This window comes from Flavobacterium sp. 28YEA47A (assembly GCF_041262125.1).
Taxonomy (GTDB): domain Bacteria; phylum Bacteroidota; class Bacteroidia; order Flavobacteriales; family Flavobacteriaceae; genus Flavobacterium.
In genome coordinates this window covers 412,925-433,789 of record NZ_JBGCCI010000003.1, presented here as the reverse complement: position 1 = coordinate 433,789, position 20,865 = coordinate 412,925, and the positions used below count along the sequence as shown (strand labels likewise).

18 protein-coding genes are annotated in these 20,865 nt (G+C 36.3%); 6 read left to right on the top strand and 12 right to left on the bottom strand.

Annotation, left to right across the window (positions count from 1 at the left end; all coding sequences use genetic code 11):
- The first annotated feature begins 71 nt into the window (after positions 1–71).
- From xrtF to ABH942_RS06295, 6 genes are all read left to right on the top strand, one after another.
- Entirely contained in the window at positions 72–620 is a 549-nt protein-coding gene (gene xrtF, locus ABH942_RS06320) for an exosortase family protein XrtF (RefSeq protein ID WP_370030252.1), read from the top strand.
- Complete coding sequence (locus ABH942_RS06315; protein WP_370030250.1) at positions 604–1,059, top strand: exosortase F system-associated protein; 456 nt, start codon at positions 604–606, stop codon at positions 1,057–1,059. The genes xrtF and ABH942_RS06315 overlap by 17 nt, the downstream gene beginning before the upstream one ends.
- Positions 1,060–1,112: 53 nt before the next feature.
- On the top strand, positions 1,113–1,538 hold the full coding sequence (locus ABH942_RS06310) for a hypothetical protein (protein WP_370030248.1): 426 nt from the start codon (positions 1,113–1,115) through the stop codon (positions 1,536–1,538).
- Between the two features lie 65 nt (positions 1,539–1,603).
- Positions 1,604–3,853: a carboxypeptidase-like regulatory domain-containing protein gene (locus tag ABH942_RS06305; RefSeq protein ID WP_370030246.1), complete on the top strand. Its 2,250-nt coding sequence runs from the start codon at positions 1,604–1,606 to the stop codon at positions 3,851–3,853.
- A gap of 32 nt (positions 3,854–3,885) precedes the next feature.
- Positions 3,886–4,227, top strand: a complete 342-nt coding sequence (locus ABH942_RS06300; protein WP_370030244.1) for a heavy-metal-associated domain-containing protein — start codon at positions 3,886–3,888, stop codon at positions 4,225–4,227.
- A gap of 139 nt (positions 4,228–4,366) precedes the next feature.
- Positions 4,367–5,707 (top strand): hypothetical protein, encoded by a 1,341-nt coding sequence (locus ABH942_RS06295; protein ID WP_370030242.1) that lies wholly within the window; start codon positions 4,367–4,369, stop codon positions 5,705–5,707.
- 55 nt (positions 5,708–5,762) lie between these two features.
- On the opposite strand, the gene ABH942_RS06290 is transcribed toward ABH942_RS06295, so the two are convergent.
- From ABH942_RS06290 to ABH942_RS06235, 12 genes are all read right to left on the bottom strand, one after another.
- Positions 5,763–8,132: a hypothetical protein gene (locus ABH942_RS06290; RefSeq protein ID WP_370030240.1), complete on the bottom strand. Its 2,370-nt coding sequence runs from the start codon at positions 8,130–8,132 to the stop codon at positions 5,763–5,765.
- A 121-nt stretch (positions 8,133–8,253) separates the two neighbouring features.
- Positions 8,254–9,882, bottom strand: coding sequence for a chaperonin GroEL (gene groL, locus ABH942_RS06285; RefSeq protein WP_370030238.1), 1,629 nt, complete (start codon positions 9,880–9,882; stop codon positions 8,254–8,256).
- Between the two features lie 115 nt (positions 9,883–9,997).
- Positions 9,998–10,204, bottom strand: coding sequence for a four helix bundle protein (locus ABH942_RS06280; protein ID WP_370030274.1), 207 nt, complete (start codon positions 10,202–10,204; stop codon positions 9,998–10,000).
- A gap of 117 nt (positions 10,205–10,321) precedes the next feature.
- Complete coding sequence (gene groES / locus ABH942_RS06275; protein ID WP_370030236.1) at positions 10,322–10,597, bottom strand: co-chaperone GroES; 276 nt, start codon at positions 10,595–10,597, stop codon at positions 10,322–10,324.
- 145 nt (positions 10,598–10,742) lie between these two features.
- Entirely contained in the window at positions 10,743–11,117 is a 375-nt protein-coding gene (gene secG, locus ABH942_RS06270) for a preprotein translocase subunit SecG (protein ID WP_370030234.1), read from the bottom strand.
- Positions 11,118–11,121: 4 nt separating this feature from the next.
- A complete protein-coding gene (locus ABH942_RS06265; protein WP_370030232.1) occupies positions 11,122–12,054 on the bottom strand; it encodes a tetratricopeptide repeat protein in 933 nt (310 codons plus the stop codon).
- Between the two features lie 19 nt (positions 12,055–12,073).
- Entirely contained in the window at positions 12,074–12,577 is a 504-nt protein-coding gene (locus ABH942_RS06260; protein WP_370030231.1) for an LptE family protein, read from the bottom strand.
- A gap of 28 nt (positions 12,578–12,605) precedes the next feature.
- Positions 12,606–13,862 carry a sigma-54 interaction domain-containing protein gene (locus ABH942_RS06255; protein ID WP_370030229.1) on the bottom strand — a complete coding sequence of 419 codons (1,257 nt, stop codon included), beginning with the start codon at positions 13,860–13,862 and terminating at the stop codon, positions 12,606–12,608.
- Positions 13,863–14,018: 156 nt separating this feature from the next.
- Positions 14,019–15,467, bottom strand: a complete 1,449-nt coding sequence (miaB, locus tag ABH942_RS06250; protein ID WP_370030227.1) for a tRNA (N6-isopentenyl adenosine(37)-C2)-methylthiotransferase MiaB — start codon at positions 15,465–15,467, stop codon at positions 14,019–14,021.
- A gap of 112 nt (positions 15,468–15,579) precedes the next feature.
- The gene (locus ABH942_RS06245; RefSeq protein WP_370030225.1) at positions 15,580–16,872 is read right to left on the bottom strand and encodes an HlyD family secretion protein; all 1,293 of its coding nucleotides are present in this window, start codon (positions 16,870–16,872) and stop codon (positions 15,580–15,582) included.
- Between the two features lies 1 nt (position 16,873).
- A complete protein-coding gene (locus ABH942_RS06240; protein WP_370030222.1) occupies positions 16,874–19,066 on the bottom strand; it encodes a peptidase domain-containing ABC transporter in 2,193 nt (730 codons plus the stop codon).
- Between the two features lie 71 nt (positions 19,067–19,137).
- Positions 19,138–20,685 carry a vitamin K epoxide reductase family protein gene (locus ABH942_RS06235; protein ID WP_370030220.1) on the bottom strand — a complete coding sequence of 516 codons (1,548 nt, stop codon included), beginning with the start codon at positions 20,683–20,685 and terminating at the stop codon, positions 19,138–19,140.
- Positions 20,686–20,865: the final 180 nt, after the last annotated feature.

The following is a 20,865-nucleotide window of genomic DNA, read 5'->3' as shown; positions in this document are numbered from 1 at the left end:
ATGGTTTTTACTATACAAAAGTATTTAATTACGGAAAGCTAAAATTGTATAGTTTTGTTAAAAATATTTTTTTGAAAAGCTACTTCGTTCAATATCGGCCATTTTTTATATTCCTACTCAAGTTCTTTCTGACTTATGGAGTGCTGATGTTTGTATATCAGCTGTATCTCAATAGTTTTGATGCTGATAAATTTGAAGCAGACAGTTTTACAGAACTTGTCGCTTCCCAAACTAATACCGTGCTCCATCTCTTTGGGCAGGATGCATCTATAGCGCCACATGAATCGCAGCCTTCCGTAAAACTTTTTTTAAACGGTAAATTTATCGCAAGAGTAGTAGAAGGCTGTAATGCAATGAGTGTTATGATTCTTTTTGTGGCCTTTGTAGTTGCTTTTAAAGGAAAGACAAAGCAGACGATAGTGTTTGTGCTGGCTGGAATTCTAATTATCCATTTATTGAATATTCTTAGAATTGCACTGCTTGCTATTGCACTGTATCATTATCCGGAATACGAGCATATTTTACATGGCGTTGTTTTTCCATTGTTTATTTATGGGGTAGTATTTGGATTGTGGGTTTTATGGGTTCAAAAATTTTCATTACATGCAAAAGTTTCTTAAATATAAAAAAGAAATTGTCTTATCGGTATTGCTGGTTTTCCTGCTGGCATTGGTTCGGCTTTTTGAAGAAGATTTTTATGATCCGTTTATGGACTATTTCAGAAGTGATTATTTGAAAATGCCTTTTCCGGAATATGACTCCCTTAAATTGTTTTTCAGTCTTTTTTTGAGATATGCCCTGAATAGTCTGATTTCAATTGCTATCATTCAGGTTCTGTTTAAAGATTTTGGATTGTCAAAGTTTGCAGCTATTCTATATCTGGCCTTTTTCTTTATTTTAATAGTAGCCTTTTTTTCTATTCTTAATTTTTCCGACCAGGAAAACAACCTTTTACTTTTTTATGTGCGAAGGTTTTTAATTCAGCCACTATTTTTATTGTTATTTGTCCCGGCCTTTTTTTACCAGAACAAGATTTCTAAAAAAAATAACAATTCTTAAATAGTTTTGTGTTGGCAATTTTAATAGTTTTGCACCTGACAATATATAAGTTGATGAATTTAAGAAAGAGCACAAGTTTGATTTTAGCACTTTTCCTGTTGGTTTCCAACATGGGATTTGCTTTCAATGTGCATTTCTGTGGAGGAAAGGTTTCTTCTATTTCTGCTGCTTATAAAACTTCGGAAGTATGTGCCCTGCCTAAAAAGGAAACTACTGAAAAGAAGTGTTGTGCTAAAAAAGCAGAAGAAGGAAAAAAATGCTGCTCCGATAAAAAAGTTGAACTTAAGAAGAAATCGGAACAGGTTGTTGTAAAAACCTTTTCATTCCATTCAGCGCCTGCTGTTATATTTCAGGATTGGAAACCTATCGTTTTTGGAAAGCCACTTCAGACTCCAAAACAAGAAAACATTGAATATTATTGCGATGCCAATGCACCGCCCTTATTCAAACTTTATTCCCAGTATATTTTCTACGCGTGATTTGATAGATAATTCCGGAAAGCCTTCGATGGCTTAACTACAATTATACTATTAAATCATTTTTTATGCAAAAACAATTCATACTGCTGTTATGTCTTATCGTTTCTGCCACCTCTTTTTCACAGGAGTTGAAAGGGAAAATAACAGAAGCATCTGCTACAGGACAGCCAATCATAGGAGCCAGCGTACAATGGCTCGACACCAAAATAGGTACAACTACAGACGAGAATGGAAACTTTTCCATTTCTTATAAGCCTGAATTTACAAAACTCGTAATCAGTTATGTAGGATTCACGACTGATACGATTGCAGTAAGTTCATCAAACTTCATCAATCACGTTCTGGTTCAGAATAATGATCTGGAAGAAGTTACAATCAGCAAAGAGCGAAAAAGTCTTCAAAAATCGTATATGAAGACGGCGAATGTTACCACAATGTCCAGTAAGGAATTACTGAAAGCGGCTTGTTGTAACCTGGCAGAGAGCTTTGAAACGAATCCGTCTATTGACGTTAACTTTTCAGATGCTTTAACAGGAACAAAACAGATTAAAATGTTAGGTCTTACAAGTCCTTACTTAATGATTACGGAAGAAAACATTCCTTCGGTAAGAGGTGCTTCACAGGCTTACGGACTTTCTTTCACGCCTGGAACCTGGGTAGAAAGCATACAGATTACAAAAGGTGCAGGGTCAGTTGTCAACGGTTTTGAAAGTATTTCGGGACAGATCAATACAGAATTGATCAAGCCTGTAAATGACATTCCTTTTTTTCTGAATGCTTACGGTTCTACCGACAGCCGTTTTGAGCTTAATACCCACTTCAATAAAAAAGTTTCCGACAAATGGAGTACAAGTTTGTTTCTTCACGGTAATGCCAGATTGGGTAAGAATGATATGAATGACGACGGCTTTTTAGATAATCCGCTTTCAAAACAAATCAACGTATTGAACAGATGGCAGTATACAGACCTTGAAAAAGGCTGGGTGAGCTTTTTGAATTTCAGGTATATGAATGATGCAAAACAGACTGGAGAGCTTGATTTTGATAAAAACCGAGATAAATTCACAACCAATTATTGGGGTTCTGAAATCAAAACACAACGTTATGATGTTTCGGCAAAATTGGGCTATGTTTTCCCGGATATGCCATATCAGAGTATTGGATTCCAGACTGCTTTTAATGGACATGACCAAGAATCCTATTTCGGGTTAAACAAGTACGATATCAATCAGAAAAGTTTTTATTCGAACCTGATCTTTAATTCCATTATCAACAATACGTTGAACAAATTTGCGACAGGATTGAATTTTACGTATGATAAATACGATGAGTTTGTTGGCGTTCCAAATATTTCAAGAGATTTCAACCGAATCGATAATTCTGTGGGTGCATTTTTTGAATATACGTATGACAATACTACAAATTTCAGTTTGGTTGCCGGTGCCAGAGTTGATAACCACAACCGTTTAGGAACTTTTATTACACCAAGAATCCATGCAAGATACAATCCGTGGGAAAGAGCCGTATTGAGAGCTTCAGCGGGAAGAGGAAAACGTTCGGCTAATATTTTTGCAGAAAACCAGCAGCTTTTTGCCAGTTCAAGAGTTTTTGATATTCTGAATACTGGAGGCAAAATCTACGGATTGGATGCAGAAATAGCATGGAATTACGGAGTCAGCTTTATGCAGGGCTTTACACTTTTCAACAGGCCGGCAGAAGTTACTTTTGATTTTTACAGAACCGATTTCCAAAATCAGGCAGTTGTAGATTTGTATGCCAGTCCGCAGCAGGCTTTATTCTATAACCTGGACGGAAAATCATTTGCCAACAGCTTACAGCTTGATTTTAATTATGAATTGGCAACACATTTCAATTTAAGAACGGCTTATAAGTTTTATGAAATAGAAACCGATTACTTAAGCGGGAGCGCACAAAGACCATTACAGGCTAAACATCGTTTCTTTGGTAACTTAGAGTATGAGACACATATCACGGATAAAGGACAGCAATGGAAATTTGATTTTACGTATAACTGGCTTGGAAAACAACAGTTGCCAAATACTGCGTCAAATCCAGCATCTGACAGGCTTCCGGATTATTCGCCATCTTTTTCTCTGATGAACGCACAGATCACCAGAACTTTTTCTTCTACCTTTGAAGTATATGTTGGTGGTGAAAACATAGGAAATTATAAACAAGACAAGGCAATTTTGGGTAGCGATAACCCTTTTGGACCTAATTTTGATAGTTCCATAATTTATGCGCCAATTTTTGGACAGATGTATTATGCCGGATTGCGATTCAAGATAAAATAAGTTTAAAGTAAATAACTATAAAAAATAGAAGTATGAGAAAAATAATGATAATGCTTTTCATTTCCATAATCGGATTTGCAGCACAAGCACAGGAGAAAAAGAGTAAAAATGCAAAACACACTGTTGAAGTTAAAGGTAACTGTGAGATGTGCAAAAAGCGAATCGAAAAAGCTGCTTTTTCAGTTCCAGGCGTAAAATCGGCTAGTTGGGATATTGGAGACAAGCAGTTGCATCTTATCCTGAATGAAGAAAAAACATCGGATATGGAAGTGCAGAAAGCTATTGCAAAAGTTGGGCATGATACTGAAAAAGTAAAGGCAACTAATGAAGATTACGAAAAACTTCATACTTGCTGCGCTTACGAAAGAGACTAAAAATGACAAAAATACCTTGAATTTTTTCAAGGTATTTTTTACATCAGTTGTCTGATGAAATAGGGTAATAGATATTGAACTGATAGGAGAAATCCTGTCAGGATTTAGATATTGGGATTGAAATAAATAATTATACAGGATGAAATCATTGAAGTACACACTGGCCTTTTGCGGACTAACGGCTTTTTTTCCGTTGCAAAAAACTCAGGCACAGGAGCAACAGCCAACAGAAGAAAAACCAAAACATGAATTTTGGCACGATAAGAAATTGTACCTGAATGAGGACGGTTCCAATTATCTGAAGTTTGCAATGCTTTCTCAGGTTTGGATTAGAAACCAGGAATACAATCCGGGAACTACAATTTTTGATTCTCCAAAAACTGCCGGAACTGATATCGGTATTCGAAGATTCAGGATTCAGATGTACGGACAGATTGCTGATCGTGTTTTTATTTATGGGCAAATAGGACAGAACAACTTCAATAATATTTCTGACAGAAAACAAGGTTTTTTTATCCATGATGCGCTGGGAGAATATGCTGTCGATAAGGAAAAATTGTCTTTGGGAGCCGGTTTGTCTTCATGGACAGGCTTGTCCCGATTTTCTGCTTCGTCTGTAGGCTCCATTATGGGTGTCGATATTCCTTTGTTCTTAGAGTCGACAAATGATGTTACAGATCAATTCGTAAGAAAGCTTTCATTTTACGCTAAAGGTAAGTTGGGCAAATTGGACTATAGGGTAGCTTTTGCACAACCATTGGCAATACAGAAAAGTTCTAGCTATATTGCTGCAATTAGTGAAAGGTCAAATTTTTCTCCAAAGCCGCCCCAAATGCAATTCAATGGTTATTTTCAATACCAGTTTAAAGATCAGGAATCCAATCTGACGCCGTATGCTACCGGAAGTTATTTAGGAAAGAAGAAAGTATTGAATGTAGGAGCGGGGATTGTGTACCAGCAAGATGCAATGTGGCATAGAAATGCTGTTAATGACACTATTTATACCGACATGCTTCATTTGGCAGCAGATGTTTTCTATGACGCGCCAATTGGCTCAAGAGGTGAGGCCATAAGTTTCTACGGGAATTTCACACATTATAATTTCGGGACGAATTATATCCGAAATGCGGCGCCAATGAATCCTGCCAATGGGAACAGTGATCCTACTGTTTTAAATGGCAGCGGAAATGGTTTTCCGGCCTATGGAACAGGAAATGTTTTGTATGCTCAATTGGGTTATAAACTTAAAGATAATCTGATAGGGACAACGACTCTAATGCCCTATGTTGCGATTCAACATGCTAATTATGAAAGATTGAACAAAAATATGAGTTTTTATGATATTGGCGTAAACTGGCTGTTAAACGGACAGACTTCGAAGTTTACGATTTCCTATCAGAATCGCCCGATATATACTACTTCGGGCAATCTGACAGACCATAAAGGAGCTTTTATTGCACAATACCAGGTTTCTATTTAATTAGTTAGTTGGTTGGTTTTAGTTGGGAAAATCCGAAGTTTAGGCTTCGGATTTTTTATTCCAGACTGATGGTTCGGATTTCTGAAATTAATTGTCCTTCGGCAGAAAAACCTTCAATAAGCAATTTCACTTTCTTTTGTCCCATGTTTGGAATCTGGAACCTGAATTGCTTGCTTTCATGGCTGTAGATGTTAGGAATCCAATGGATTAAACCGAAATTTTGAAAACCTTTATTTTCAGTCGATGCATACAGTTTGTTTTTAAAAGGCTCAATCTTAGAAAAAGCATTTTTTATTTCATAAGGAACAGCATTGCTTTTTTGTGGTGAACTGCTACCGCCTTTTTTCATATAAATTTTTATTACTCCGATATTGTTATTCACAGACGGTACTATAGCGTGCGCATTGATGTAAATTTCATCTACTTCATTCATTCTCATATTCAGAAGCAAATCAAAACTCATTTGTTGGAGACAGTCAATAAAAAGTATAGGAGTGCTTCTTGCTCCATTTATGGTGGTTATGGAACGGCTATAAATTTCTACCGTATTAGAAAAACCGTTAATTGTAGGAACTTCAAAACCGTTATTTCGGATAAAGTTCAATACATCTGTCTGATCATTTTCATCCACTTTATGACCTCTGAGATTTCCGTTTCCTAAGCTATTGGAATATTTTAGCTTCTTTTTTTTCTCAACCGCGATTTCAACATCTTCAAGCATAATGGTTCCATTTACAAAGCTAGGAGTTTCATATTCTATCTTTTCGCCAATTAGGGCACATTGTTTTTTTTCTGCTTTAAAAGGTTTGTTGAATGTTCTTCGTCCGTTTAAAATCTGAGGATATAATTTTAAAACAGTTGGTTTGTTCTTATCATCCGTCAATGTAAAGTTTACCCAGGTTGAATCGGCCAGAACCATATTGTTAAAATAAAATTCATTCTTATCATTGATTTCTGCTGATTCGCTGATGCTGGATTGCAATGAAAATAATTTTACCCTGAATTTTTTCCGATTATTTAATTCCTGATTTATCGTTCCTTTTATTGTAAGTCCAAAATCAAAAGTATTATTGTCTTTGGGAGGTGTAGTAATGATGTTTTCCCATTTGTATTTTCCGGTACCTTGAGTCAAGAGAAGAAGGTCAAGCTCAAACTCTTTGGCTTTTGATATTCCTTCGAAATAATAATTTGCGTTGGCTACATTTTTAGTCAAATAAGGGTTTAGTAGAAAAGAGGCCCGAATTGAATAGTCCTGATTTGTGGCGATCGATTGCTCAGGGACAACTGCAATACTAAGGCTACTGTTGATTGAGTTTAGATTTCCTGAAAAATGGATAGAGTCTTTCCCTTTTTTAAAAAGTTTTATATCAAGGTTTAAGGTCTCTTCGGGATATTTAAAAATAAATCGTTCAGCAAGTTGTTTCATATCAGAATCAATTATTCTAATGGTATTGACACCTTCAGAGAGATTGTCTTTGGAAAAAGCGATATTCTGTTCTAAAGTATTCTTGAAGTCAATATTGAAGATTATGGATTTGTTATCCTGATGTACTACCAGATAGTGTTTTTTTGATTTAAAAGAAGCAACACTTTTTTCATTGGTCCTGATTTTGACAATCGCTTTATCTTTTAAAGCAAAGTTGTTGATTTCAATCGTTAGGCCATTTGGTATGGCAAAAGGCAGGTTTTCTTCTACTTTTTTGTCATGGATTAAAAATGATATTTTTGAAGTTCTAATATCGCCAAAAACTTGAAATTTCCCCAAACCGAATTTGTTTAGTGTCACTTTTTGAATACTCTTCCCTTCCGGGCTGATAATATCACCAACAATCGAAGGCAAAGGATTGCCATAACAATCACTTACTTTTATAGCAACGGTATTTTGGATGCCTTGAATGATAGAGCCTCCTTCGGGATAAAACTCAATGTTTATTTTGGAATAATCCAATGTGCTTGTGATAGAAGCCGTTTTGTCATTTTTGTTGACGACGCTGAATTCAAAAACAGAAGATTCATCTTCTTTGAAGTTGTTCATCCAGTTGGTAAAAACCTGAATGTAATACTTGCCGCTTTTAAACGAATCTCCCAATTCAAATTTTCCGGAAAAACTGCCCATACTGCTGAATAATAGCTTGTCTTGCATCTTGGTTCCGTTTTCGTCATAGAGCGTAGCATACACATTGGTAGTGGTAAAGAAAGGAACTTCTTCTTTTCGATGGTATACATAACCTTTAAACCAAACGTCTTCATCGGAGATAAATACGGATTTGTCAAGCTGTAGATGGATGTTTTCTCTTTCCAGAAAGAAATAGTCTTCAAGGTTTTTAGAGATGGAAGTTTTTTGAGGGTCAGTCTCTTGAGAATAGGAAGAAAATACGGCTGTGAAAAAAATTAAAATTACATGGAAACGAAAGATAGGTTGCATAATGTTATAGTATAGGTGAATAATTCATGCAATATATGTATTAAATTAAATATTTTACTGTTTGCCTAAAATAAAAAAAGGACGCCATTATGGCGTCCTTTTTGAAAATATAAACTGATTTTTACATCATTCCTGGCATACCGCCACCCATTGGGCTAGCTCCGGCATTTTCTTCTTTGATTTCAACCAAAGCGCATTCTGTAGTTAGGATCATTCCTGAAACAGAAGCTGCATTTTCTAAAGCAACACGTGTTACTTTTTTAGGGTCGATGATTCCTGCTTTCAACATATCAACATATTCGTCTGTTTTAGCATTGTAACCAAAATCTCCAGAACCTTCAGCAACTTTAGCAACAACTACAGAACCTTCAAGTCCGGCATTTTCAACAATTGTTCTCAAAGGAGATTCAATTGCGCGAGAAACAATCTGGATTCCTGTAGCTTCATCTGCATTGTCAGCTTTGATGTCTTTCAATACACTTTTAGCTCTTAACAAGGCAACACCACCACCAGCAACGATTCCTTCTTCAACAGCTGCACGAGTAGCATGCAAGGCATCATCCACTCTGTCTTTTTTCTCTTTCATTTCTACTTCTGAAGCAGCACCAACATAAAGAACGGCAACACCACCGGCTAATTTAGCCAAACGTTCCTGTAATTTTTCTCTATCGTAGTCAGAAGTTGTAGTTTCCATTTGGCTCTTAATCTGGTTGACACGATTTTTAATCATTTCGATGTCGCCAGCTCCGCTAACCAACGTAGTATTGTCTTTATTGATTGTTGCACGTTTTGCTGTTCCAAGCATTTCAAGCGTTGCATTTTCTAAAGTATAACCTTGCTCTTCAGCGATAACTGTACCTCCGGTTAAGATTGCGATATCTTCTAACAATGCTTTTCTTCTGTCTCCAAAACCAGGAGCCTTTACAGCTGCAATTCTAAGAGCACCTCTTAGTTTGTTTACAACCAAAGTTGACAAAGCTTCTCCGTCAACATCTTCAGCAATAATCAATAATGGTTTTCCGGATTGTGCTACTGGTTCCAGGATTGGAAGTAATTCTTTTAATGAAGAAACTTTTTTGTCGTATAACAAGATGTAAGGGTTTTCTAATTCTGCCTCCATCTTTTCTGAATTAGTCACAAAATAAGGGGAAAGGTAACCTCTGTCAAATTGCATACCTTCAACTACATCAACATACGTATCTGTTCCTTTTGCTTCTTCAACGGTAATTACACCTTCTTTTCCAACTTTTCCGAATGCTGTAGCGATCAATTCACCAATTACATCGTCGTTGTTTGCTGAAATAGAAGCAACTTGTTTGATTTTGTCAGTATTTGTTCCAACTTCTGTTGCTTGTTTTGCCAAGTTGGCTACGATAGCTTCTACAGCTTTATCGATACCTCTTTTCAAGTCCATTGGATTTGCACCGGCAGCAACGTTTTTCAGACCTTCTTTTACGATAGCCTGTGCTAAAACAGTGGCAGTTGTAGTACCGTCACCGGCAAGGTCATTGGTTTTAGAAGCTACTTCTTTTACCATTTGTGCCCCCATATTTTCAAGCGTATCCTGCAATTCGATTTCTTTTGCGACAGAAACACCATCTTTTGTGACAGTTGGGCCACCAAATGATTTTCCTATAATTACATTACGTCCTTTAGGGCCTAGGGTAACTTTTACTGCATTTGCTAAAGCGTCAACACCACGTTTTAAACCGTCGCGTGCTTCAATATCAAATTTTATTTCTTTTGCCATTTTTATTTGTATTTGTTATGGGCTTTAAGCCGTTGGTAAAATTAATTTTTGTTTTAAATTGTAAATTTTGCTTTTTATAGAATTGATTTTATCAAGAAGGTCTGCCGCAATCTCACTATATGATATAATGCAAATCTCTGGATAAGATCAAAAGATATTCGGTTTCATTAGCTGATCCCAATGCAATGTTGAGAAATTGGTTGAATTCTTTATCACTATTTCTTCCACAACCTTCACTGATATTAGTCGGAATAGAAGAAGAAGCTCTTCGGATTTGGCTTGTCAAATTATAAGTTTCTTCTTTCGGAAAATGTGAAGTGATTTTATAGACTTCTAAGGTGAAAGAATGACTTGATTGCCAAATGTCATACTTTTAAAATCTCTCATGTTTTTTGGCGTATATTAAATGTACTTCTTAAGACTTATCACTTTTAGCTTTTTAGATTATCGCAAGAATATCATCTTCTCTCATAATCAGGTAATCTTTTCCTTCCAATTTTAGTTCTGTTCCGGCATATTTTCCGTAAAGTACAGAGTCACCAACTTTTACAGTCATATTGTGGTCTTTTGTTCCGTTTCCTACAGCTACAACGGTTCCTTTTTGAGGTTTTTCTTTTGCTGTGTCAGGAATAAAAATTCCAGAAGCAGTTTTTGTTTCTGCTGCTGCCGGTTCAACCAATACACGGTCTGAAAGAGGTCTAATGTTTAAAGCCATAATTATAAAATTTATATTTATATGTATTTTTTAGGTTTTCTTCTAGTAGTCAGAAATTGTGCCAATCACTATTTATGACATTTTGGTCAAAAAAAAATGCCAACACGTCAGATGTTGGCATTTTAACTATATTTTTTCAGAAAAATTATTTTGCTGTGTCTTGTGTAGTAGCTGCTGGCTGTGCTGTTGTTGCGGGAGTTTCAGCTGCATTTGTTTTTGCCGGAGCGGCAGCCGTTTTAGGAGCCGGAGCAGCATTTTGGTCAATTGTTTTTAATGAATTACCACCAAAAGTTCCAGTAAAGCTCAGACTTGATAATAAAATCAAAATAATTAGCAATCCCGCCAATGTCCAAGTACTTTTATCTAAGAAATCAGTAGTTTTCTGAACTCCGCCCATTTGTCCGCCGCCACCTAATGTAGATGACAAACCGCCACCTTTAGGGTTTTGTACCATAATAACTACGATTAGTAGAAAACAAACGATTGTGATTAAAACCAAAAAAATTGTAAATGTGCTCATTGTTTTAATTATTGTTATTTTGTTGTAATGTCTTAATATCCAAAATTCGGTCTGCAAAGAAATGACTTTTTTCTGGATATTTCAAAATTAATATTTCATAAGCTTGAATTGCTTTTTGATATTTCTTTTGTTCCAGATAAACTTTTGCCAGGGTTTCTGTCATCAGATATGAATTATCTTGGGAGTTTCGCTCGGAAATCAATGAAATTGTCGAGGTGTTTTTGACAGGAGAAATTTTTGGATTGGCTTCAATAAATCGATCAATTATTTCTAATTTTTTCTTTTTTTCTGAATCTGTTTCTGAAATTTCTTCCGAATTAGTTGTTTTTTCAGATACAATTGGAGCTTCTTCTCTTTCGATTGGCTTAAAGGTTGACAATTGAAGCCATTCTTGAAAGGAGTGTTTCTCTTCTCTTGAAAAATCTAATGGTTTTCCAATTTCCAGTTTTTCTTCAATACTTTCTTCCTGAATTTCCAGTTTTCCTTCTTCTTGCGGAATTTCTGCACTTTTTTCTTCTTCGTGTTGAAGTTGTGAGGCAGAGGCTTCACGTATAGAAGTAAGTATTGATTGCTCCAGAGGATTAACTTTTACTACAGGTTCTTCCTCCTTTTTCTCTGGATTAAGGATTTCAATTTCATGAACTTTAATTGCATTAATTCGGGCTTCTTTTTCTGCAAAAAAGGCTTTATTAATAGCCATAAAATTTTCTGAGGTAATATATTCGAATAAAACGCTTCTGTCTGTCGTATGGGCAGCGGTGATTTTTAGTTCGCTATTGTATTTGAAACTGTCCTGATTGTATAATCCTTTTAGGCGCAACGCTCTTGCACTTTGGAAATAAGGAAATTCTTCCACTATTTTTTCCAAAGCAAATACCTGTCTTTCACTGACGGCATTAGGGTGGCTTAGCAAGGATGTAAATTCAGTCAGATTCAATTATGAATGTATTATTTGGTTACCATTTGGCTAATGACTCGTTGAAGATGTCTTGCGTAATTCTTTCAAAAATCACATCCAATGCACTAGTCAGTTGAGATCCTACGAGCTGGCTGGTTCCTGGAAAATCATAAAAGAAAGAAAATCTTTTTTCAAAATCGTCTTCTTCTTTGTTTTTGTTCGTAAAACGCACCATTACTGAAACTGTAAGACGGTTCTGAGCAGCTCTTTGATCGGCTGTGGCCGTCATTGGAGAAATCCTGTAATCTACAATCTCACCTTCATAAACCAAATCGCCTCCTGAATTTGTCAAGCTGAGGTTTGTCTGGTTCTGAATCAGGTTTTGCAAATCCTGTGTAAATTTACGTTCAATTCCCGGCTCGATAAGATCAGCGTTATTTTGAAAATAATTTACCTGAAATGTTTTGGCATTGATAGGCTTTGCTCCTGTAAAATTATATACGGAACAGCCGTTGATGGCAAAGAATAGGACCGGAAGGATTATGTATTTAATGTGTTTCATGCTTTATCTTGTCAAATATAGGCAGTTTTTATAAATCAAACTGTTTGATTTTTCGGTATAATGTCCTTTCGGAAATTCCAAGCTCGTCTGCTGCAGCTTTTCTTTTTCCTTTATTTTTTTCCAAAGATTTTTTGATTAGCTCAATTTCCTTTTCTTCCAGTTTTAAGATTTCTTCTTCTTCAACGGTTTCTGCAAAGGTGAAGTTGTCATCGTTTTCTTCAAAATGCTCTTCAACCTTAGGTTTGGTAATCAAGGCTACACTTGGTTGTTCTTCAAAAGAAATTTCGCTATCAGAAGGGTTGCTTCCGTAAATTTTCTGGATCAGATTTTTGTTGTTTTCCTGAACTTTCGTGTTTCCATTTTGCATCAATTCTAACGTCAGCTTTTTCAGGTCATTAAGGTCGCTTTTCATATCAAAAAGCACTTTGTATAAAATCTCCCTTTCGTTACTGAAATCGCTTTCGCTTTTCTTATCCTTGATTACAGATGGCAGTTGACTGCCTTCTGACGGAAGATACGATTGCAATGTTGCTGCTGAAATGTCTCTGTTAGTTTCTAAAACAGAAATCTGTTCGGCTACGTTTCGAAGTTGTCGGATGTTACCGCTCCAGCGAAACTGTAGCAAGAAATGGACAGCATTGTCATCGAGCTTGATTGGTGGCATTTTATATTTGTGTGCAAAATCTGCTGCAAATTTTCGGAACAACAGGTGGATGTCGTCTTTTCTTTCTCTCAAAGGGGGAAGGTTGATATCGACAGTGCTTAATCTGTAATAAAGATCTTCTCTGAATTTTCCTTTTTCGATAGCATCAAACATATTAACGTTGGTTGCTGCTACAATTCTGACATCTGTTTTTTGGACTTGTGAAGAGCCCACTTTTATAAACTCTCCATTTTCTAAAACACGGAGTAGGCGCACTTGTGTTGTCAAAGGAAGTTCTCCTACTTCATCTAAGAAAATAGTGCCTCCGTCAGCTACTTCAAAATAACCTTCACGAGTTGAAGTTGCTCCGGTAAAAGCGCCTTTTTCATGGCCAAACAATTCACTGTCAATGGTTCCTTCGGGAATTGCACCGCAGTTTACGGCTATATATTTTCCATGTTTTCTGTGCGAAAGCGAATGGATGATTTTTGGAATGCTTTCTTTCCCGACGCCACTTTCTCCTGCTACCAAGACGGAAATGTCTGTCGGTGCAACCTGGATTGCTTTTTCTATTGCGCGATTCAATTTCGGGTCATTTCCGATAATCTCAAATCGCTGTTTTATGGCTTGAACTGATTCCATTTAAATTATTTTAAATGATGATTTTTCTTTAAACTCTATCTTTTTTGCCGCAGATTACACAGATTACACAGATTACACAGATTTTTTCTCTCAACGTCTTCCTAAAATCCCAAATCTTAAATCCTAAATCCTAAATCTGCAATCTAAAATCTCAAATTAATTCATGTCGCTATACCCAACAGCTTCTCCAATCAAGGTGCCGCTAGTACAACTGTTGATTTTTACATTTACAAAGTCGCCTATCTTATAATTCTCTCTAGGAAAGACAACGGTTATGCTTTGTGAATTTCTGCCGGATAATTGTTCTTCAGATTTTTTTGAAGTTTTTTCTATCAGGACTTCAACAGTTTGACCTAAGAATTCCTGAGTTCTGAAAGCACTGTGTTTTCTTTGCAAGTCAACTATTTCCTGAAGCCTTCTTAGTTTTGTTTCTTCCGGCACGTCATCTTCCATTTTTCTTCCGGCCAATGTTCCCGGACGTTCGGAATAAGCATACATATACCCGAAACTATATTTCACATGTTCCATCAAGCTCAAGGTATCTTGGTGATCTTCTTCTGTTTCTGTAGGAAATCCGGAAATCATATCTTGAGTAACACTACAGCCTGGAATAATACTGTTTATTGTGTTAATCAGCTGGATATATTCTTCTCTGGTATGCAGACGATTCATTGCTGCCAATATCCTGTCACTTCCAGATTGTACGGGAAGGTGGATGTGTTTGCAAACATTTGGATATTTTGCAATGACATGCAATGCGCTTTCATGCATATCCTGAGGATTTGAAGTTGAAAAACGGATACGCATTTTTGGGAATCCTACAGCGACCATTTCCAGCAACTGTGTAAAATCAACTGCTGTTGCTTTTTCGAATTCACTAGCCTTGACAAAATCTTTTTTCAAACCTCCACCATACCAAAGATAGCTGTCAACATTCTGTCCTAATAGCGTAATTTCTTTAAAACCTCTGTTTGACAAATCTGTGATTTCTTCCATGATACTTTGCGGTTCACGGCTTCTTTCACGACCACGGGTAAAAGGAACTACACAAAAGGTACACATATTGTCGCATCCTCTTGTTATAGATACAAAGGCAGTAACGCCATTGCTGTTCAGACGAACAGGAGAAACATCACCATAGGTTTCATCTTTGGAAAGAATCACGTTGATGGCATCATTTCCAGCTTCAACTTCTTGTAAAAGGTTTGGCAGGTCTTTATAAGCATCTGGTCCAACAACCAAATCCACAATTTTTTCTTCTTCTAAAAACTGACTTTTGAGACGTTCCGCCATACAGCCCAATACACCAACCTTCATCTTTGGATTGACACTGCGTTTTACGGCATTGTACTTTTCCAATCTTTTTCGTACGGTTTGTTCTGCTTTGTCGCGGATGGAACAGGTATTGACTAGTACCAAATCAGCTTCTTCCAATATCTGAGTGGTATTGAAGCCGTTTTGAGATAGGATGGAGGCAACGACTTCGCTGTCTGAAAAGTTCATTGCGCAACCGTAACTTTCAATAAAAAGTTTTTTAGTATTCCCCGTTTTATGTTCTAGCACAAGGCTTTCTCCTTGTTTGTTTTCTTCTATTATCTTTTCCATAGTCTCCAAAAGAGAAATTTAATCAGTTTGCAAAGATACAATTATTTAGGGCAATATGACAAGATGTCATATTTAGATTTAACAATGTTTTTGGAATGTTTTTCCCCGTTTTTTAGGATCTGCGAAATAAATCTCTAAACTGATAAAGCAGCCTTTCTATTAATCGCAAATCTTGTGTGATAATGTCGGCAGTTCCGCTCATTTCCTGACGGAATGCAATTTTTTTATGGTACGAAGTTTCCAGTTTGTTTGGAAGCGATACGTCAATAAGCAGATTTCCATCTTTATCAGGAGTCAATGACATGGATTGTATTTTTCCCCTGATGACACCAAATTCCCGATCCGGATAGTTTGCCAGGCGAATATTTACGTTTTGCCCAACCTTGATTTTTCCAGAATTTTGAGCTTTGGCTTTTATTTTTCCGATATAATTGTCAGCTTCTTTTGGGATAATAGAAAAAACATTATCACCGGCCGTAATGGTTTGGTTTTCTGTCCATACTTGCATGAAAGAGACTTCACCTGCAATCGAAGACCGAAGTACATAAGCTAATTCCCAATCGGCAATTGCTTTTTTCAACTGGTTATACGATTGTATGACATTTCTGAAAAGACTAACATCATCTTTAGTTTCGTTAATTTTAGTCGATTTGCTGTTTTTATTCAAATCATTCAGCGATGATTTCATTTGTGAAATAGACGAACTGAGTCCTCGTAAGGTTTTTTCTGACTGAAGGTAATCCATGTTTTTGGTTTCCCATTCCTGCGTAGATATGATGCCTTTTTCGTAAAGTTTCTTATAACGGTCAAGCTCTTTCTTTTTAAGTTGAATCTCGGTTTCACTAATCTGCTTTTGCTGTTGTAAAAGATTTAGTCTTTCCTTGATTTCAATGACTTCATAATTTTGGGCAGCACCTTCCACTTTATAAGGTTGCAGATTCTTGTTGAGACTGTAAGCAATAAAGTCTTTTTCAAATACGGCAAAAGAGCCTTCTATTTCACCCAATTGCATTGAAGGAAGCGATTCAAACGGGAATTTGATAAAGTTTTTATTTATTTTCAGTGTGTCAATGATACTTTTTAGCAAGAACACATCCTGATAATGTGCCGTATTTTCAATCACAGCCAATGCTGTATTTGCGGAAACAGTTTCACCGTTTTTGATAAAAATTTTTTCGATACGTCCAGAACTTTTAGTAATGAGTCTCTGCGGTGGAATTTGCGTAGTTATGGTAATTTCTGATGTGATGATGTCGGGATATCGTACAACCCATGACATTATAAGTAAGGATAATAATACGGTCAGAATAACAACATTTCCCCATCGGATCATCCAATGAGGTACTTTGGTCAGGATTTCCTGAACGTCTTCGCTTCGCAGTTCTATGTGTTTATTGTCTGGCATATTATGTTCCGAGTTGCAGTTGGTTTTTAACAAGCTGGTAATAGCTTCCTTTCAGTTTTACTAATGCTTCGTGATTGCCTTGTTCGATTATTTTTCCATTGTCGAGTACTACTATCTGGTCGGCATTCATTACAGTACTTAGTCGGTGTGCGATGACTACAACGGTTTTGTTTTTAAAGAAAACATCTAGTTTTTCCATGATTTCTTTTTCATTGTTGGCATCAAGTGCCGAGGTAGCCTCGTCAAAAAATAACATTTCCGGGTTTTTATAAACGGCTCTGGCAATCAATAGTCGCTGTTTTTGCCCGGTGCTCATACCAATGCCTTCCATGCCTATTTTGGTATTGTATCCCAAAGGTAATCCGGAAACATAATCTTTGATATTTGCTACGTCCGTAGCGTATGCCAGTCTTTCTTTGTTTATAATATCAGCCCCAATAGCAATATTATTGGCTATGGTATCATTAAAAATATAACCTTCCTGCATTACGGCTCCAATGTTGGCACGCCATGTTTTTTGGGCAATATTTTTAAGTTGGGTATTTCCTACCAAGATTTCTCCTTTATCGCAATCATAAAACTTCAATAGTAGCTTCATCAACGTTGTTTTCCCGCTACCGCTGGTTCCTACAATTGCCGTTATTTTATGGGCTGGAATGACAAGATTTAAATTTTCGAGCACAGGCACATCTGTACCCGTATATCTGAAACCGACATCTTTTAACGTGATGTCAGCATCAGTAGGAAATTCGTGTGACTGATGTTCTTCCTGTTGGCTTTCGTCCTCTTTTTCATGGATTTCCGATAAACGGGAAAGTGAGATTTTTGCATCTTGTACTTCGCGGATGAATTGGATGAGTTGTGTGATTGGACCATCCAGACTACCTACGATACTGGTAATCGCCATCATCATACCTAAAGTAATTTCTCCGTCAATGACTAATTTGGCAGACAGGAAAATAATAAAGATGTTTTTAAGCTGATTGATGGTTGAAGAACCAATGTTTTGTGTCTGTTCCAGCACTAATCCTTTCATAGAAACTTTGAAAAGCCGTGCCTGAATATATTCCCAACTCCAACGTTTTTGTTTTTCGGCATTGTGGAGTTTGATTTCCTGCATTCCGTTTATAAGCTCGATGACTTTGCTTTGTTCCTGGCTTATTTCTGAAAAACGTTTGTAATCTAACGCTTCTCTTCGTTTAAGAAATAAGATAATCCAAAGAAAATAGAGCAGGCTTCCTATGAAGAAAACAAAAAAGATTTTCAGGTTGTAATACGCTAGGACTCCGCCCATTATAATCATGTTGATTATTGAAAAAAGCACATCCAGTGATGAGGTTGTAAGCAGTCGTTCAATCCTGTTGTGGTCATTGATTCGCTGCATAATATCTCCGGTCATTCTGACATCAAAGAAGGAGATAGGCAGGTTCATCAATTTGATAAAGAAATCAGAAATGAGGGAGATGTTTATCCTGGCAGAAAGATGGAGCGATATCCAACTTCTGATGAGTTCAAGTGCTGTTTTTCCGGCAAACAGAAATAATTGGGCAAATAAGACCAGATATACAAAGTGAATATTTTGGTTCTGGATACCAATATCAACGATACTTTGTGTAAGAAAAGGGAAAATCAGCTGTAACAAGCTGCTTGCCAAAAGGCCTATTCCCAATTGGATGATAAAAGATTTGTATCGGAAGACATATCTTGAAAGCAGTCCGAATCCAAAAACGCTTTTTCCTTCTTTCTCGTATTCGTTTTGGTAGAATTTAGGCGTCGTATCAAAAAGAAGAGCAATTCCTTCCTGAGTTGAATCATTGGCGTTATTCCCAATCCAAAGTTTTAAAAAATCTTCCTTGTTGTATTGGAGCAGACCAAAAGCAGGATCCGAAACATAATAGGTTCCTTTTTTGATTTTATACAGTACAACATAGTGATTGTTGTTCCAGTGCAATATGCATGGCAATGGTGCTTCTTCCAGCTTTTCAAGGCTTAATCGTACGCCAAGCGTCCGAAATCCTATTTTTTCTGCGGCTTCGCTTAATGACAGTAAATTGCTTCCCTCACGGGTAGTTTCGCTAAGACTACGTAGCTTTTGGATGTTGATGTTTTTGCCATGATATTTGGCAATAATCTTCAAGCTGGTAGGTCCGCAGTCTTTTTGGTCGGCTTGTTTGAAAAAAGGGAATTTCTGCATTAATTTTCAGAATATTAGTCAAATATATTTCTTATTTCTTTAGGATGGAACAGGCATTCAATAATTTATAGCTAAATGGTGGCTGTCTTTTGATCTTCCAATTCTGACAAGAAATATTTTATTTCTTCCAATTCATATTCTTTAGGTAGTAGTTTGTTGTCAATTATTTTTACAGGTGTATAATTAAATTCATTTTTTATGCACCATTCGTATTGTTTATTGAGTTCTGCTTCTGCTTCCTGGCCGATAATTTCCTGTTTCCATTTTTTTAACCATTCTTCTATACTCAGATTCCTGATATGCCAATCGTCAATAGCTTGCCTGATATTGCCCTTGCTAAGATGTATCTGTTGTAGGTTTTTTGCAATGGGGACATAAGGATTTTCCAAATTTTCAATATTCAGATTGAAATAAATTGCCAGCCTGATTTTTTCAGGATATTTTTCTATAAAATCTTTAGCTTTTTGATAAGCCATATGGCAATGGCCACAACTAGGACTAAGAAATAGCCGTAAAGTCAGGGAGGCTTCCGGATTCCCAAAATGAATTGGTTTCAGACTTGCTAATTGCAGAGGCTCCTGAACCTCTGAAGAAAGAAATTCAAATAGGTTGAAATCTCGTTTGAATCGGTAGAGTTCTTTGTTTTTATCAGCGAGGTCTTTTCGTTCTGACATGATTTTTTTTAAAGGAAACCAAATAGCAGAGCAAATCATGGCTATAATAAGATAATGGACGATTGCCATAAGAGTTATACCCAAACTGCCGATGTTGAAAATATACAAAAGTGATTGTGCTAAAACCAAAGACGAAATAATTAGGCAGAGCATACACCATTTTTTGAGCTTTGTCTTTTGAAGATATATCGAATACAGGCAAATTGGCAATGAGACTAAACTGAGCAATCCGATGATACCAAATGAAAGATTGGTTAATGAGCCGGCAATAAAGTTTATAGAAAAAAATAAAATAGGCAGGTCTGTAAAGTCAAGCCATTTGGTAATTCGGCTGTCTTTTGATTTTATTACGGAGTCACAAGAGGTTTTAGGATTAAAACTACAGATTTTCGAAACTAACTCATTTCCGCTTTCATTTTTTTCTAAAAGAATAAAGATGCCGATAAGCAATCCTATAAATGAAATTGTTCGGAAGAAGAATTCGTAAATGTCAAATTCGTATGCAAAATTAGAAATCAGCAAAATGGCTGTCAGCAGTCCAAAAATAACAGTTGATTTTATTCCTGATTTTTTTATGTCGGTCGTTTTCTCATTTTTTTCAACTGCTAAAATCAATCCGTTCCATAATTCTCTAAATTCTTCTATAGTTAAGGTATGCTTTTTATCATTTTCGGTATCATAAACAATAGTGTCATGACTTTTGTTGGCAAAGACAAAAATTTCTCCATCCTTATGTTGAATGGCAGCTATAAAATGTTCGGGAAGATTTTCAAGCTGATTTTTTGGAACATTTGCGGCCATGTTTTCAATGCGCAACACGTCTAAAGTATCAGTAACAGAAAATAAACTTGGATAGTTGGGGTGAGAGAGGTAAATATCTTTAAACTCCTCAATTAGAGCTCCATGTCGATTGTGTTCTAGGTATTTTTTTAGGACTGAAATCACGCTGTTTTTCGTTTTAGTTCAAATTCATAGTAGGAAAAATCTGCTGTTGTTTTAGTATAAATTTATAAATAAGAAATGAAAATGCGCTATGAAATCGGATTGTTTAACATAAAAAGAAAAGAAAATGACAATCAAGGCGAGTGTTGGTAAGGCTTGGTTATTGAAAATTATATAGTATTT